Annotated in this window: 11 protein-coding genes and 3 pseudogenes; 10 read left to right on the top strand and 4 right to left on the bottom strand. The window is 39.9% G+C overall.

The window, feature by feature from the left end; translation table 11 throughout:
• Positions 1-97: 97 nt before the first annotated feature.
• Entirely contained in the window at positions 98-853 is a 756-nt protein-coding gene (locus KHN79_RS08675; RefSeq protein ID WP_182008416.1) for a hypothetical protein, read from the bottom strand.
• Between the two features lie 435 nt (positions 854-1,288).
• Here KHN79_RS08675 and KHN79_RS08670 point away from each other — a divergent pair.
• From KHN79_RS08670 to KHN79_RS08650, 5 genes and pseudogenes are all read left to right on the top strand, one after another.
• A pseudogene (locus KHN79_RS08670) lies at positions 1,289-1,540 on the top strand (transposase); the annotation flags it as partial.
• A 493-nt stretch (positions 1,541-2,033) separates the two neighbouring features.
• Positions 2,034-4,154, top strand: coding sequence for an anti-phage ZorAB system protein ZorA (gene zorA / locus KHN79_RS08665; protein WP_182008415.1), 2,121 nt, complete (start codon positions 2,034-2,036; stop codon positions 4,152-4,154).
• A complete protein-coding gene (locus KHN79_RS08660; protein ID WP_182008414.1) occupies positions 4,147-4,878 on the top strand; it encodes an OmpA family protein in 732 nt (243 codons plus the stop codon). Before zorA ends, KHN79_RS08660 begins: the two co-directional genes overlap by 8 nt.
• Entirely contained in the window at positions 4,878-6,329 is a 1,452-nt protein-coding gene (locus KHN79_RS08655) for an EH signature domain-containing protein (RefSeq protein WP_182008413.1), read from the top strand. Before KHN79_RS08660 ends, KHN79_RS08655 begins: the two co-directional genes overlap by 1 nt.
• Positions 6,320-9,783, top strand: a pseudogene (locus tag KHN79_RS08650) (SNF2-related protein). Before KHN79_RS08655 ends, KHN79_RS08650 begins: the two are co-directional and overlap by 10 nt.
• A gap of 521 nt (positions 9,784-10,304) precedes the next feature.
• Here the strand turns inward: KHN79_RS08650 and KHN79_RS08645 are convergent.
• Both KHN79_RS08645 and KHN79_RS08640 read right to left on the bottom strand, forming a co-directional pair.
• On the bottom strand, positions 10,305-11,141 hold the full coding sequence (locus KHN79_RS08645) for an IS3 family transposase (RefSeq protein ID WP_244812641.1): 837 nt from the start codon (positions 11,139-11,141) through the stop codon (positions 10,305-10,307).
• A 2-nt stretch (positions 11,142-11,143) separates the two neighbouring features.
• Positions 11,144-11,449 carry a transposase gene (locus KHN79_RS08640; RefSeq protein WP_182008412.1) on the bottom strand — a complete coding sequence of 102 codons (306 nt, stop codon included), beginning with the start codon at positions 11,447-11,449 and terminating at the stop codon, positions 11,144-11,146.
• A gap of 78 nt (positions 11,450-11,527) precedes the next feature.
• On the opposite strand from KHN79_RS08640, the gene KHN79_RS08635 reads away from it, so the two are divergent.
• The gene (locus tag KHN79_RS08635; protein WP_182008411.1) at positions 11,528-11,740 is read left to right on the top strand and encodes a hypothetical protein; all 213 of its coding nucleotides are present in this window, start codon (positions 11,528-11,530) and stop codon (positions 11,738-11,740) included.
• A 131-nt stretch (positions 11,741-11,871) separates the two neighbouring features.
• Here the strand turns inward: KHN79_RS08635 and KHN79_RS08630 are convergent, their stop codons facing one another.
• Positions 11,872-12,528, bottom strand: a complete 657-nt coding sequence (locus KHN79_RS08630) for a HEPN domain-containing protein (RefSeq protein ID WP_182008410.1) — start codon at positions 12,526-12,528, stop codon at positions 11,872-11,874.
• A gap of 72 nt (positions 12,529-12,600) precedes the next feature.
• Here KHN79_RS08630 and KHN79_RS08625 point away from each other — a divergent pair, with 72 nt between their 5' ends.
• The 4 genes and pseudogenes from KHN79_RS08625 to KHN79_RS08610 all read left to right on the top strand — a co-directional run bounded on the left by KHN79_RS08625 (position 12,601) and on the right by KHN79_RS08610 (position 14,850).
• Positions 12,601-12,756: a hypothetical protein gene (locus KHN79_RS08625; RefSeq protein ID WP_182008409.1), complete on the top strand. Its 156-nt coding sequence runs from the start codon at positions 12,601-12,603 to the stop codon at positions 12,754-12,756.
• A gap of 451 nt (positions 12,757-13,207) precedes the next feature.
• Entirely contained in the window at positions 13,208-13,495 is a 288-nt protein-coding gene (locus tag KHN79_RS08620; protein WP_211907237.1) for a DUF1778 domain-containing protein, read from the top strand.
• Positions 13,491-13,589: pseudogene (locus KHN79_RS08615) on the top strand (GNAT family N-acetyltransferase); the annotation flags it as partial. The gene KHN79_RS08620 and the pseudogene KHN79_RS08615, both read left to right, overlap by 5 nt.
• An 847-nt stretch (positions 13,590-14,436) precedes the next feature.
• Positions 14,437-14,850, top strand: coding sequence for a VF530 family DNA-binding protein (locus tag KHN79_RS08610; protein WP_182008408.1), 414 nt, complete (start codon positions 14,437-14,439; stop codon positions 14,848-14,850).
• Positions 14,851-14,924: the final 74 nt, after the last annotated feature.

The following is a 14,924-nucleotide window of genomic DNA, read 5'->3' as shown; positions in this document are numbered from 1 at the left end:
CTAGGGCTCTTAAGATAAGTGCGGCGTCTTTTGAGACTTGTTTGCTTGACGTTTGTTGTTTTGAATTAGCCATAAGTTGTTCCTGTCATAATCAGAATTACTTGCGGTTTAAGCTATTTAGCCATCGAATTGCTTCTTCACGCGTTACGAACGTCGATCGGCCTTTCTTAACGACGGAAAGCTTTCGATGTTCTGGTGTTGAAGGAGAGGCGAGGTTTCTGACTGCACGCTCTGTCTGGTAGCCGCTCAATAGCGTTAATTCACGAAAGCTAAAATGTTCAAGGTGAAGACCAAGACTTTCAATATGTTCATAAGGTAGCTCCAAATGAAGATGCTTTTCATCTGGTTCATGTAAACAGTAAGGAAAGCCAGATGAATCTCCAAAAGCCATTTTTAAATTGGCAATGAATATTATGAAAAATCGATGAATACTGTCTGATGAATATTGAGTTTCTAAAACACCATGTTGGACAAGGGACTCATAACTCAAGCAGGGTGCTATAGTTTCGGCATAAAACATATCTAAGCCGTTATTAATATCAATAAAATGCTCATACAAATATTTCTTCTTATCTTTCGTAACAAAACAAAACTCATAGATCTGCCTAAGATTCCGAAGTAAAAATGATTGAGCGTATTCCACAAGTTCATTCTTATTAGGGTCAAACTGAGTCGTTATCATGCTACCTATTTCATCATCTTCGAATCTTGATTCTGTATCCAAATATCCGTTATTCACCATTTCTAGATAACGCTCTAAAGTCTGCTTCACATAAAACGCCATCTCAGTAATATCTTGTTCTTTGAATGCAGGATTTTGGGTAATTTCTTTAACGTTGATTTTGAAAGCCATGCTAACCCCTAGGTTCTAGTTACATTATCAATGTAATCTTAGTTTAGGTTTCATTATCGATATAATGCAAATTAAAATTACATTAAAAATGTAACCGAGAGGAAAGTATCTGTTTTATATAGATAAACTGTAAAAATAAAATGCGAGGGTTGGTGAATGTATTTAAGGGAAAGACCGTGAAACTACTATTTGAAAGTTTACTTTTGATAGAAAATGATTGGCGTGGGGCACTGATGAGTCAGCGTAGGGCTTGTTAACGACACCAACTAGCTCGACCCAAAACCATGTCAAAGCCAAAATGAAACATGGCACGGTTGCAGAGGCAGATGGCTTTGTTGCGTAATTCAATAGAACTTAATCAGGAACTTACGATCTGATCGGCTACATCCATAATTTCATGTAGCCTCATGCCAGACCTCGTTACAAAACAAACAACTGGAAGCAAAGCAAACAGAACAAAGAAAAATTCATATCGCCGTAGATACTAGCGCTAACGAAATAGTTGCAGCAGAGCTGAGTTTATTTAATGTCACTGATGCTGAATTGTTACCGAATTTACTTAAGCAGACACGAAGAAGGGTCCTAGAGATATCTGGCGATGGTGCTTATGATACAAGGGATTGTAACGATGCTATACGGTTCAAGCGAGCGGTTCCGCTTATCCCTCCGAGAGAAGGAGCTTCCTTCTAGGAGAAGAAATGCATGATAAGGTTATCGAACGGGAGTTCTATCGGTAGAAAAACCTATTTGAATCACGACAGAATATCACTTCTTAGGAGTGCATATAATGAGAGTGGAATTGGTTAATATTATGCACTTATTCTAATATTGAGCTTCATGTCATTGTCTATTCTAAAATTTTTTCATATTCTTTTTGTTATAAAACTTAACACTCTGAAATTACCAACCAAATATTAAATTTGGGTGACATGGAGACCTATCTGAAGTTAGCTACAACGGCTGCACTTTAAGTTCCTAGATAAAGTGCTCCCATAGTTATTCAGAAATTCTGGACAAAGCTACGGCCACATCATGTGATATTACTTATGGCTTGCATGGGAATAAAACAGTGGTTATGTAGAGGGGACTAAAGTTTGCTAATGATGCTCATTGCTGCTGAAGGTTACTAATTTTTTAGTCGGTATGTTTAAGATTAGCTCGAAAAAATGGAATTTGTTTAATGGAAAATAGTATCAATCTCTGGAGCTTATGGCCGGACTTAAGTCAGTTGGGGGGAATACCACCTCAAACACCGGGTCAACTTAGTGCTTTATTTGTTGTGGTGTTATGGAGTGTCGCGGGACTGTTCTTGGTAGTTTCGTTAGGAGCGTTACTTAGGTCTTTAAAAAAGGTTTTTTGGGTAAATAAGTTGCTAAATTCCGCTGAAGAGTCAGATCTCGTGACGTCTCGTGAGGATTTGTTATCCATAGCACGTAAACAGAATGACTCTGTAGGCCATCTGTGGTTAGAGTTTGATGAAACCCTTATTGAAGTTAAAGGAGTGGATGATGTAGTTCGATTACACAACACTTTTGATGCTAGTTACTTCTTTAATACATCCTCACTTGCTGGTGGTAGTACTGAAAACCGTATGATCGCTGCCGTACCGGGATTTTTGACCGCGCTAGGTGTCATCGGTACTTTTGTTGGCTTGCAGCTTGGCTTAGCAGATCTGAATATTGCAGGTAATGTTGATGTTAACGAAATGAAAAATGGCGTAGCCGGCGTAATTAATGGTGCAAAAATTGCGTTTATGACATCGGTGTGGGGAGTATTTCTCAGTGTAATTTTCAATTTTGTTGAAAAGATTTTTGAACAGATAATCAGAAGAAAAATTAATACCTTACAAATTCGTATCGATAGACTATTCCCTCGCCTGAGTGCTGAAAACCAATTGCAATCGATAGCTAACAACAGCCAGCAATCTCGAGAAAGTTTACAAGGACTTGCGGAAAAAATTGGCGAAAAAATGCAAGAATCCTTATTGCAGGCTACTCAAGGTATACAGCAAGGCTTAGAAAGCAGTCTAGAAAAAATCATGGCACCGGCTATTAATAAGCTTGTTGATGAAACCTCAGACGGAAATCAAAAAGCACTCGAAAGTGTACTTAAATCTTTTATGGATGGCTTTGGCCAGCAAGGAGAGCAACAACGTCTGGCTATGGATTCTGCATCTCAGAATGTGAACAAGACACTAGAGTCAATGAGCACTTCAATGGAGGCGTTTGTTAATAGATTAGAGGTCCAGCAGAATGCTTCATCTGAGAGAGAAAAGGAGCTGATTTCCTCTATATCTGTGCAAGTATCTGAGCTTGTGACTCAAGGAAACGAGCAGAAGCGGGTGCTGACAGAATTTGTAGAAAGACAAGTTTCTGAAATGGGTGAGCAACTTTCCAGAAGAGAATCTGCGGCATCAGACAGGGAGCAGAAGCTGGCATCTTCCATAGAAGCGAGTATCACGGAACTCGTGGATAACGTATCTGCACAGAGCCAAGTATTAACTGATTTCGTGCAGAACCAAGTTGGAGAGCTTACGCAGACATTTTCAAGACGAGATGAGTTGTCCAATCAGATGGAAAAAGAACGAAATGAGATTTTCCTGAATCAAACTCAAGCCATGAAGCTTGGTACGGATGAACTGCTCGCCCAAGTTAGAGCGAGCTCTGAATCTCAGCAAGTCGCGTCGAACGATATCATCTCTCAAGGGAAACAATTACAAAATAGTATTGAAACTTCTGTTTCTGCTTCGGCCAAAGCTACAGACAGTATGTTGCAGTCTGCCAATGAGTTAAGAGCGGCGGCAGACAGCATGAATGTGTTCGGATCGAATATTAAAGATGCAGGTAACAAGCTGTCAGGAGCTGTAACTGAGGCTGTAAGCAGTACTAAAGATCTGGCACAACAAAATCAGCTTAGCAGTGAGAAGATTGAGTCACTCAGGGAGCAGTTACTTGAAGACACCAGTAAGTTCGGTGACATAGCGGCACAGATTGACCGTATGTTAAATACTGCTGAAGAGTCATTCACTACATTACGTAGTTCGCAAAGTCGCTTCTTAGAGGAACAAAAGAGCACCCTGGCTGCGTTAACAGCTGGGATGAAAGACAATGTTCTTGACTTGACAAAGCAAATGACAAAGTTACTGGAGGACTACGCCAACGAAGCTAATAGTCAGACAACGGAACACCTTAAGGTCTGGGCCACCGGTACTACGCAATATGCCGAGACTATGAACCATGCAGTAAAAGCGATTGCAAATGTTGTTGATGAAATTGAAGACAAAGTGAGTCAGTATGCATAAAGGCGCTCGTTTTAATTCTCAAACATCTGTAGATGAAGAGAATCCCTACTGGATGTCATTTTCTGATTTGATGTCTGCTTTACTTGTTATTTTTATTCTTGCGGCGGTTGCGTTGATTATAGAGTTAACACAAAAAACAAATGATGTAGAAGCGGGAATTGAAGAATTAAGAAAGGCAGAACTAGCGAGAAAGAATATTATTTACGATGTTAGAGATGAGTTGGCAAAACGTAACGTCATTGTCGAGATCGCCGATAATGATACGGTAATACGAATCCCAGAAAGAACACTTACCTTTGCTTCTGGCAAAGACACAATTCCGGATACTCAAGAAGTTCAAAAAGCAGTAAAAGACATTGGCTTCGTTCTTCATACTGCGATACAAAAAAATAACCGTTTTCAATACCTTGATACAGTTTTTGTCGAAGGCCATACTGATAGTGATGGCATTCATTATAGAGGGAAAGGAAATTGGGGGTTATCAGTCGATAGAGCAATATCGGTGTGGAATGTTTGGCAAACTGAAATTGAATTGACTCCTAAGTTAGGCGATTTGGAGAACGCTTTTGGACAAAGACTATTTTCTGTAAGTGGTTATGCGGAAACACGACGAGTGAACCTAGCAGAAACAACTCAAACGGAAAAAAGTAAAAATAGAAGAATAGATATTCGGTTCACGGTTAAGAAGCCTTCGATTTCAGACCTTGAGAGGATTGTTAATTAGTGAGTCTTAACATAAAAAAGCTGAAAGTAAATCTGCCCGACAATCCGTTTGGTAAAGCTATCAAGGATTTGGATAAACTATCACAACAGCTTGATATCTGGTCTAAAAAAACAGGCACAGAGAACAAGAAGTTCCGAGCTGCTTATAATGATGTCTACAATGCATTAGCAACGAACTTGCCTGTTGAAGATGTTTTGGATACTTCAATACATGTACGTGCATTAGCACTTTCGTTACAGACGGAAGTCAAAGAAAAGATCAGTTTTACTCGCAGGTTACTTAATAAAATTACTGAAATAGTAGGAAAGCCTAGTGCGCTGGTGATTGAGTTGTTTTATCAACACTTTTTATCAGAATATGATCAACTTACCGATCTTGAAGCTACAGCTGAGTGGTTGTTGGATTCTAAAAAGAAGCGAGGTTATGACGAAGAGTATGATGCTAAGTTATTGTCAATGAATGGACCTCAATGGGTTGCACATCAAGCCATTGAAAGGGGCATCGATTTTGATAATTGGATTACTAGTATTGGTTTAGCTCATTACTCCAATGGCCGCTACTTAACCACCGCGAAAGGTATATATTATATTGAGCAGTTACGTTCTATACCTTTAGGTGATGCACACCCTCTACTTGCTGAAGTTCAAAAAGTAACGGTTTTCGAATCCCAATATAACTCCGATGAATTACTTGGCCATCAGGTATTAAGAATTTTAATCGAGCGTTCATTAGGTTCACAAATAAGTGACCCTTGGATGAATGTTGTGCTTTCAATTGCTGGTGACCCAAGAGTCCCAAGTTCTAATCCTCGATATATTAAGTGGTGGAGAAACATTGACCAGCACTTAATTCAAGCTGTTCGAGGTTGGCTATCAAAGCTAGATTTGAAGTTATTTTTGGAAGCATTAAAGGATTACTCGCATTCCTCTTTTAACTATGAATTGCAAAGAATGTTTCCGTCGAGAAAGCACTTTTTAGAAGGGATGTTCGATGCTGGAGTAATTACTAATACAAGGCTTTACTTGAGCCGGGATGCTGCCCGTTACCTGAAAAAAAATTATGATCCTAAGCACTTACCTAACTTCTCTTTTGTAAGGGATGGTGAAAAGTCGATTATTTACGTTCAGATGAATGGTGCACACATGGTTGAGGGAAGCCATAGTTGTTATTTGTGGTTGTATCGAACGTTAGACCCTTCAATTTGTGTGTTCAATTATGACATTGATAGACCGACATATTCACAGTTAACTAGCGGCATTCATAATCAAATGACTCAGTTATCGACCGGTGCGGTGGCAAAAATAACACACACACCAAGTAGTTATTTATGGCAGCGAAATGCGCTGACGACGCTTCGAAAGCTAGGGGTGAACTTAACGCCTAGAGATGTACTTTCAGACGAAGACTATAAAGATTTTAAACAGCGTTTCGGAGTGAGAGAGTGGAGTTAACATCTTTAGTTAGTAAGTTTTTTTCTGGTCTAGACAAAACGTCAAAGTTCGAGCTTATCTGTGATGGTAGTCTTGACTTTACAACTTCGAAAAATACCTTAGATAAAATTAAAAGTGGACGCGCAAACGAGTGGATAACCGCTCAATTTGTCGCACTAAAAATGCTTGAAGAACAAGGCGAAATAACATCATTCCCAGATGGTTTTATGATGCCAGCAGATACGGCTGTAAGACTTGATTCTGAATTAAGAGAGCTTTTTGAACTGCCGAAAATTTGGCAAGGGGTCATTGATGCTGATATTCAGGGTAAAGCTAGTATACCTACCTTCAATATAAATCTTGCAGCCACCACTAAACAGGGGAGGACAACACTAAATTACAAAGTTGATGGCCCTTTTATTAGTTTTAGCAAAGATGAACGTTATCTGTTAACTCCTGAGCAGTTGATGGTGTTTGAGGCACAAAAAAAGCACAGTCAATCTGAAAAATCTGAATACGAAAATTTGCTGTTTCTACATTCTTTACAAGAAGCACAAAAGAATGGCTGTAGAATAAAACTTAAGCACTTTGAAAAGTTACAAATACTGACACCAAGCAAAGTAACAGTTGAAGCTGAGATAAATTCGAATGGTGACTTAGTCTTAACACCTAATATGGGGCAAAGTGCTAGTCATGAAGCGATTCAAAGAGTTTTGGGACAGCTATATAGTGATAGTTCAGTATCTTTAAAAGTAGGTAATGAAATTGTCCTTTTTTCTGAAGAGAAACTGATGGCGGTAAAAGAAATTATCAGTAATAGAATTGTTCCCAAAAAACAAGTCAAAGCTTTTCTTGAGAATCCTACTGCATTCATAGATGCAAGTTTGGTTGATCTCGATTTGGGCTTTTCTTTGAGAGTGCATGGTGCAACAGTATTTAAGCATGCATATTTTGGGGAAACTGACGAGTCAGGGATCGATTGGTTTGGTTCCGCACCTCTTAGAGGAGTGACCCATCCTATTCCAACGTTGATTACTGTTATTAATGATGGTCCTACTTTCATTGATGTATCCAAGAAACTTGAGGATGCTCAACAAACCGGAGCAACTGTTTTTGACTATGATGGTAAGTCTTACGACATTAGCGATCCTAGGGCCGTTGAAGAGACTTTAAAGGAGATTGAAGAAAAGCTTTCTAGTCCTGCTATCGATGTGCCTAGTGATGAAGCTCCTGAGCTAACAGATACTGAATCGGAAGCCCCCGAATCTAAAGAGCCTGAAATACATGTAGTTGATATTGATCTAAATGATGAAGAGCTCTCTGAAAATTCACCGCTAGTAGACCAATTGATTGCTAATATTTCGTGGGGTGGGAAATTAAACTGGAATAATTATAAGCGTAAGCCATTTCCACATCAGGAAGTTGGTGTGCGTTGGATTCTGGGGGTTGGAAAGAAAAGTTCATCTGAACCAAGTATAGGTGGTGCATTGCTAGCGGATGATATGGGGCTAGGGAAAACATTTATGGCTCTATCTGCTATCGAGCATCTCTATCAGCGCTGGGCTTGCGAGGAAAAAACTAAAAAGCCGGCACTCATTGTGGCTCCTTTGAGTTTGCTGGAAAACTGGAAAGAAGAAGTAGATAAAACGTTCGAAAACTCTCCGTTTAAAGATATTGTTATTTTGCAGTCTGCTGCCGACCTCAATAGCTATAGAGTTGGTGGTGTTGAGATTAGAGAGCAGAATACTTCAGATGATATGTTTGAACCTAGGTATTCTCTTAAAGTCGGGCAAAAATATGGTCCATCACGATTAGACTTACCAGAGAGACTTGTTATTACGACATATCAAACATTACGTGATTATCAATTTTCACTGTGTTTAATCGATTGGGGCGTAGTTGTATTTGATGAGGCTCAGAATGTAAAGAATCCTAATGCACTTCAAACGCGAGCAGCCAAAGGGCTAAAAGCTGACTTCAAGTTGATGGCGACAGGTACACCTGTTGAAAATAGCTTGGCCGATTTTTGGTGTTTAATGGATACCGCTTGTCCAGGCCTACTAGGAAGTTATCAGGAATTTCGTTCTCGCTATATTTCTCCCATTTTGAAGGCGGCTGGTGATGAAGTTGAAGAAACTAGAGCAAGACTAGGTAGAGAGTTGCGTATTACTGTTGGTGCCCTGATGCTTAGACGAGTCAAAGAGGATAACTTGCAAGGGCTCCCAACTAAACATATGTATGCTGGAGGACAATTTGAACGGTGGGAGTATCTCAAGGAACTTGAGTCGACCATGACAGGGTATCAGCGCGATGTTTATGAAGGCACAATCAGTAGTCAAATCGAAAACGAAGATAGCCACGCTCTCACAACATTGATGAGGCTTAGGGACAGCTCCCTACATCCGAGACTGACGGATGGTGGAAGGTTAGACATTCCTAAAGTGGTAACGTTGCTCGCGAACTATATTCGGAGTCAGGAAAACTAATCTCTTTGCTGGGCACTTTAGATAGAATTAAACGAAAGCAAGAAAAATGTATTATTTTTGCTGTTAATAAGCGCTTACAGAGCTTTTTAAGCGTCACGCTAGGGCAGATATATGACTTGGGGCCTCTTTCAGTAATAAATGGAGATACGAAGGCTGTTGCAAAACGCAAGTCTGTTCCTACTCGGAAATCGATGATCGCAGACTTTGAAGCTAAAGAAGGATTCAATTTGATAATTATGTCTCCGGTTGCTGCTGGTGTTGGATTGACCGTCGTAGGTGCCAATCATGTTGTTCATCTCGAAAGACATTGGAACCCGGCTAAAGAGGCTCAAGCTACAGATCGTGTATACCGTATCGGACAAACCAAAGATGTGCATATTTATATCCCACTGCTGCACCATCCTGAGTTCGAGTCATTTGATGTAAATCTTCACAGGCTTTTGACTCAGAAAACTTTGTTAAAGGATGCTGTAGTAACGCCAGAAGATGTAATTCCTAACCCTTCTGGCATAGGGAATGGGATCTCTGGAGAGTTAATCAATAAACGCATAACAGCAGAAGAGATAGACAAGCTAAGTTGGCAACAATTTGAAGCATTATGTGTGGAGTTACTCTCTAAAGTGATGAATAGTGATAGTGCATGGCTCACAAATAGTGGTGCTGATCATGGCGCTGATGGGGTCCTTTTGTGCCAGTCTGGTAATACATTGATACAAGCCAAGCACACACATCGACGATATGATGGTTATAAGGGTATACAAGAAGTTCATTCTGCAAAACCTGTATATGAATCAGGGATGCAGAAAACATTCGAGCGTCTAGTATTTATGACAAATTCACCATCATTAGCTAATCGGACTTACGATGTAGCTATGACGTGTGGTGTTGAAATTCTAGAGCGAGCAACGCTGCTTAACTACCTAGAAGAGCATGAGGTGACTTTTAGAGAAATATTAACTAGGTTAGCGAAATCGAGAATGAAAGTGTAGGGATCTGATATGCCTCCTATACGCCATTGTAGTGGTTTAATGACACCTTTATTATAAATAATGTTGACACCATCTCTATGTCGATGGTTATGCAGGAATTTACTAATAACTATAAGTTTAAAGTCAAAAATTTAAATATTTATCAGTGGGATAGTTAAACACGAGCGATTAAGAAAGTGAGATAAGACGTATTCATTGTCAGAAAACTTTACACATTCTAATTGTTATCAAATGTGGCAAAGTATTTTGCTGATATTGTAAAGATCACGGCATTGTGTTGATTGATTGATTGATTGATTGATTGATTGATTGATTGATTGATTGATTGATTGGTGGTTACAGTTAGATAGCCCGACGTCTGGAGAGTATGCGTCTGTGTGGCTCCCTAAGGATGAGCCAAAACTGTTGAGTACAACAATGGATATAAAGTTGTATTCAGAAGAAGAGGGTCGACACAGTTGTACGCACAAAACACGCGGTCTAGAGAAAGGTGTAATGGTCAACTTAAATTGGAGACAGTTTTAGGCAGCTTTTCTTAAATTCATCTCGTATTGAGCTGGCGAGATATTTCCCAACTTATGGTGTTTTCGTTTCTGATTATAAAATGGCTCTATATAGTCAATAATATCTGCCATTGCCTGAGAACGTGTTTCATAGCGTCGATAGTTAACTCGTTTTGACTTTAAGCTTCTAAAAAAACGTTCTGTTACTGCATTATCTAAACAATTTCCCCTTCGACTCATGCTAGATTCAATACCATTTTCCTGTAAAGTCCTTTGAAAGTAGTCACTGGTATACTGGCAGCCCTGATCTGAATGAAAAACAATATTACCTGCTGTTTTTCTTTTCTGTGCGGCTAAACGTAGAGATCGTGCAGTCAGTTCACTATTTGGTTTGTCGGAGAATGCCCAACTGATAACTCTACGTGAACATAAATCCATGACGATAGCGAGATATAACCAGCCTTGTTGAGTTCTGATGAAAGTAATATCACCCGACCAATAACGATTAATCTCTTCTGGATTAAACTGACGATTCAGCTTGTTAGGAGCTATCATTGATGGTGTTCCACCTGATGGGTAACGGTGCTGCTTCGGTCGCTTAGCGACTAAATTTAAGCGTTTCATCCAACGGCGAACTTTATCGATACCAAGCCTAAATCCCATATCCAAAAGCTCTGAAAGCATTCTCCGCTTGCCATAAGTGGCATCCATATCTGCATGAACCTGCTTCATCGCGGCTTCTAACCGAACACGTTCTGAATCAATAGCTTTAGGCTTGCTCCGATAATAAAAAGTACTCGATGCAAGCGATAAACAACGGCATACTTGGCGTACACTGTATCCCGCCTTCTTCAGATTTAACGCGACTTGTTGCCGTTGTTCATTTCCATGGCGAAGAAGGCCGATGCTTTTTTTAGCAGCTGATTGTCACTTTGAAGTTGTTTAACTTGTCTTTCTAGTTCTTGGATCCGTTGTTGCTCTGGGGTTAGCGCTGCAGGCTTAGGCGTATGCCCTGATTGTTCTTTTTTGTACTGGCTCACCCAGCGTTGAATCGATGACAATCCAACCCCCATCGCTTTTGCTGCATCTTTATGTTTATAACCATGAACGAGAATGAGTTCGACACATTCTCGTTTAAATTCGGTGGAAACAGGTCTTGGCATTGTTATCTTCCTTACTAGTCGTATTAAATAATACCTCTAACTAGCTCTCCAAGATAAGTCTACCGTTACAATTTGGATATGGATTGTAATGTTGTAAAAGACGAAGCTCTAATTCATTTGTTAAATGAGATGATTAAAAACAATACAACAGAAGATATTCTCAGAGAGCCTGATGATTTGTTGTCTATTCTTGAAGTGGCTAAGGGTTTTTTATCTGAACAAGTATTGAGCCTCGGGTTACCTTACAAGTTACCTACAGTAGAGCCTTTGACTGCTTTCTATAAAGTCTAGGTATTAGAGGGCTAGATCGCCTTATTCTATCCCTCAATTTCAACTCAATCCATGCTCCTTGAGATGGCGCACCGTTAGGGCGGCACTCGTTGGCTTACGATGATTCTCAATGCTTTTAATTATCGGTCAAGCTAGTTCTGGCTGATAAGCGGATAAACAGCTTCTCCCCAAACTTTGTCTGCGGAGTCCATCATGATTTCAATAATACTGGGTACCAGTTTTTCTAGAATACCGCAGCAGTCTTTGAGCTGCTGTCTATTTGCCGAGCTCAAGTAAGTAGCTCCGCCATGGATTAGCTGGTTACGTAGGGTGTAAAGGCGAGAAAACAATACCGATAGAACTTTTGCCGTATCATTTTGACCCAGTGCTTTGTTAGCGGCGACTTTGGCTTTGCTGCGTTCGCTCTTCCAGCTATCTTCACTAATTCTTCCAGCATGATAATCCCAATATGCCTGGAGGATAAACTCGTTATCCAAAATCACTCGAATAGTGTTGGAGTACTCGTCCCAAACTAAACTGTGTAATTTCTGTCGCTGATCACAAGTGATGAGCTTTTCTAAGAACTTGCCATAGAGGCCTTGTTCCCCAAATTGTTGCCGTTGTTTAAATTCTTGCGCATAAGCGGAGTTAAAAGCTATCCAAAGGAAAATAAACTTGGAGTCTTCATCGTCACATAGTTCTGACTTCTGTAGCCAACTTAGTGCTCGATGAACACGGAGACTAAGGTTTTGTGGGTAGCCATCTCGTTCAATTCTTTGACGCTGTTTTAATACTTGGTAGGTTTGCATGTTGTTATCCAGAGCATATTACTATTGTCCTGTTAGTGTATAAGCATTTTGATGCTTATAAGTTGACATGTTATGCAATTTAGGCAAGTAAAGTTAAGGGTAGCGGACTTGTTCAGACTAGAGTTTGTCGTCGCCAAACAAGGGCTGCAGCAAGAGCCGTTTGAAGATATTGATAGCGCGGCTTCTAACGGAACTGATCCGCACCAGCTGCTTTGGACACCGAGTTAAGTGAGTACAATCACTAAGCCACTACATTGATTGCGTCGTAAGTAACTTGATTTACTCTTGAATCACCTTCTTTAAACGCGCAAAGGTTTTCATTGAATCATCCGCACGCATGAGTGAGTCACCAAGCTGAGCGTTGTAACTTCTTAGGCTTAATTTCCCGTGGAGATCGGAGTTAGTTGTCAATACGTGATCTAATCGGTGGACTTCTAAATTAGAAAAAACACTGACACGTTTTGTCTAAAAGTGATGTGTTGAACGTTAGGTTTGTTCATTTTGATAGCTATATATTTGCTACATTTATTGTTGTTTAGGGTTTGTATTAAGTTTTTGTATTTAAAGGGTTTGTTTGTTCATGGTGCCCCCCTTGATTGGGTATATCCTCCCACATTCCGTAAGTTCCCCGTACACATTGAATGCGTGCTATTTTTTCTATAATCTATGAAATTACGGAATGTATCCGTACATAGGTGGGGCAACGGCACGTTTAGATATCCGCCTTGATGAAGAGATCAAGGCAAAAGCCGAAAAAGCATCGGTTTTACTTGGTTTAAAAAGTCTCACTGAATATGTAGTGAGACTTATGGACGAAGATGCGACTCATGTTATTGAACAGCATGAAAGCATCGTGGTTAAAGACAGTGTCTTTGATGAATTTATGGCAGCTTTTGATAAAGCAAAAGCACCGAACCAAGCTTTGCTTGAAGCTGTAAAATTTACAGATGAGAGTGGTATCAAGTGAGTTCGGCTTTGAAGTACTGTGCGAACATGAACATAATGGGCGTATTCGTATGTTCTTACCAATGAGAATGGTAGAACAGCTTTTTAATCCATAGGCAATGAACTTAGTATCAAGTTTGAAGTGCGATTTGACCATTCAAGTGTGTCGAGGAAAATATGCGGCCTTGAAACTTATCGTTGAAATGTACTATTTTAACGAAAAAGTCCCTAATCCGAGTGGCGAAAAGGCACAACCTTTATGCGTTAATATGTTTAAAATGTGACCTCTGTAACAGGGTTGAAAATGTATAGATGGCCGTATAAATTTTTTAAAAATTACAAATTTTCGTTTCTATATCAATAGTATAAATTTAGCGTTCGCCGTTCTCACTCCCACATTCCCTAAAAAAGACGTCCTTGGACGTCTTTTTTGGTTTATAAATCAACATATTGCCTCTCATTAACGTCCATACGCCTCATTTAAATCCACGCATTTGATGTATAGGAAATGTATAATTTATTGTTCTATTGTGGCGTCGAGTCTGGTTGAAACGTGCGCGACGAAACATGTATCAGCTGAATTCAAAGAGATGATCAGATCGTTTACTCCGATTTAGAAGTAACAACACTTGAAAGCGTAGCGAATACAGTATGCTACCTTGCGAGTGAAGTACGCTCTCACATTACAGATACATTTAACCCAGTATGTGGTGGTACGTATACTCGTAATATGAAGCGTAAACGCCGATATGAATACGAAAAAGCAAGGTGTTCCGCTCGCTTTTCTGGAAGTAGTGTATTGGTCGGCTACGATTGAAGGTGCCTCCTATTTAAGATTAGGGAAGGAAGGCTAACTCTGCTAGAATCCGCTCCCTTCCTATCTTTATGACAAAATATGATTGTCTTATTAAGAACGGAAATCATACCCACAACCCCAGTTAGTTAGATACTTAGGAACTCGTTATGATGACTGATGAAGAAAGAATTGAATTACAACAAAATAATCCATTACACGGTCTTAAGTTAGAAACAATGCTACAAGAGCTGGTGGATTTCTATGGTTGGGACATTCTCGATACGGCTATGCGTTTTAACTGCTTTCATACCAAGCCATCGATTGCCAGCAGTGTTAAGTATTTGAAGAAAACCGACTGGGCGAGGGAAAAGTTAGAGAACTTTTATTTATACCGCTTTAAGCGCATGCCTCGCGCTTCTAGCGAAGAATATGATTTATCTCCTCGCGCCCGCACGTTCCCACATGGCCTCAAGCCTAAAGAGCCGATGGAACTGACGGTTGAATCAATTTTGAAGTCTCAAGCTAAAGCTGCATCTGCTCATAAAGAGCGCTCATCTCGTAATCGTAATTTTCGCCGTTAATTCAATTCACAATATCGATTTGTATAAAAGAGCCATGCATAGTTTCTACACGCACAGTCACTATGTTTGGCTCT

The sequence above is a fragment of the Vibrio sp. B1FLJ16 genome, assembly GCF_905175385.1.
GTDB lineage: Bacteria > Pseudomonadota > Gammaproteobacteria > Enterobacterales > Vibrionaceae > Vibrio.
The sequence above is the reverse complement of the archived record's forward strand: the minus strand, read 5'-3'. Positions and strand labels throughout refer to the sequence as shown.

Excerpts from the sequence above, each read along its gene's own strand:
- KHN79_RS08675 (WP_182008416.1), bottom strand. The coding sequence starts at position 853 with ATGGCTTTCAAAATCAACGTTAAAGAAATTACCCAAAATCCTGCATTC.
- zorA (WP_182008415.1), top strand. The coding sequence starts at position 2,034 with ATGGAAAATAGTATCAATCTCTGGAGCTTATGGCCGGACTTAAGTCAG.
- KHN79_RS08660 (WP_182008414.1), top strand. The coding sequence starts at position 4,147 with ATGCATAAAGGCGCTCGTTTTAATTCTCAAACATCTGTAGATGAAGAG.
- KHN79_RS08640 (WP_182008412.1), bottom strand. The coding sequence starts at position 11,449 with ATGCCAAGACCTGTTTCCACCGAATTTAAACGAGAATGTGTCGAACTC.
- KHN79_RS08635 (WP_182008411.1), top strand. The coding sequence starts at position 11,528 with ATGGATTGTAATGTTGTAAAAGACGAAGCTCTAATTCATTTGTTAAAT.
- KHN79_RS08630 (WP_182008410.1), bottom strand. The coding sequence starts at position 12,528 with ATGCAAACCTACCAAGTATTAAAACAGCGTCAAAGAATTGAACGAGAT.
- KHN79_RS08625 (WP_182008409.1), top strand. The coding sequence starts at position 12,601 with ATGCAATTTAGGCAAGTAAAGTTAAGGGTAGCGGACTTGTTCAGACTA.
- KHN79_RS08620 (WP_211907237.1), top strand. The coding sequence starts at position 13,208 with ATGTATCCGTACATAGGTGGGGCAACGGCACGTTTAGATATCCGCCTT.
- KHN79_RS08610 (WP_182008408.1), top strand. The coding sequence starts at position 14,437 with ATGATGACTGATGAAGAAAGAATTGAATTACAACAAAATAATCCATTA.